Source organism: Streptomyces sp. SID4985, assembly GCF_009863025.1.
In the GTDB taxonomy this organism is placed as follows: Bacteria; Actinomycetota; Actinomycetes; order Streptomycetales; family Streptomycetaceae; genus Streptomyces.
On sequence record NZ_WWIR01000256.1, the window covers coordinates 1 to 644 of the forward strand.

The 644-nt window shown below is 78.0% G+C and carries 1 protein-coding gene; it reads right to left on the bottom strand.

The features are described from left to right. A partial coding sequence (locus GTW40_RS10480) for an FtsX-like permease family protein (RefSeq protein WP_343245653.1) occupies nucleotides 1-644 on the bottom strand: 644 nt, incomplete at both ends.

Genomic DNA, 644 nt, shown 5'->3' on the forward strand with positions numbered 1-644 from the left:
AGCGGCGCGCAGAGGGCGGCGGGCAGCGCCAGCAGCAGCGCCTCGGCGCCGGCGAGGGCCGCGATCCGGCGCCGGGAGGCACCGCGCGCCCGCAACAGCCGTGTCTCGGCGGCCCGTTCGGCACCGAGCAGCCGGGCCACCAGCAGCAGCGCGTAGCCGGCGAGCAGGATCAGCTGCAGACCGATGATCAGCAGCGTGGAACGGGAGACGAGCAGCGAGCGCTGGACGCGGTCCAGGACGCCCGGCAGCGCGGTCGACGCCGTCGTCGAGGCCTGCGGGCCGAGGGCGGGGCGCAGGGCCGCGCCGCCCGTACGCGCCGCACGGCGCAGCGGGTCGATCCGCCCGGTGGACACCGAGGCGAAGTCGGCCGACGCCAGCCACGACGCCTGGCCGGCGCTGACCTGTCCGCCGGTGAGCAGCGCGGGGTCGGCGAGCAGCGGCCCGTACATCGTGACGTCGGACTTCTTCACCCCGCGCCCGAGCAGGTCGTCCAGCCGCCAGTACGGCGCGCTCGCGCTGACCGGGCGGTACAGCCCGGTGACGCGGACCCGGACGGGCTTGCCGCCCAGCCGGTCGGTCAGGGTGAGACGGGCGCCGGGCGCCAGTCCGAGCGGCCGGGCGGCGGCCTGCGGCAGCGCCACCTC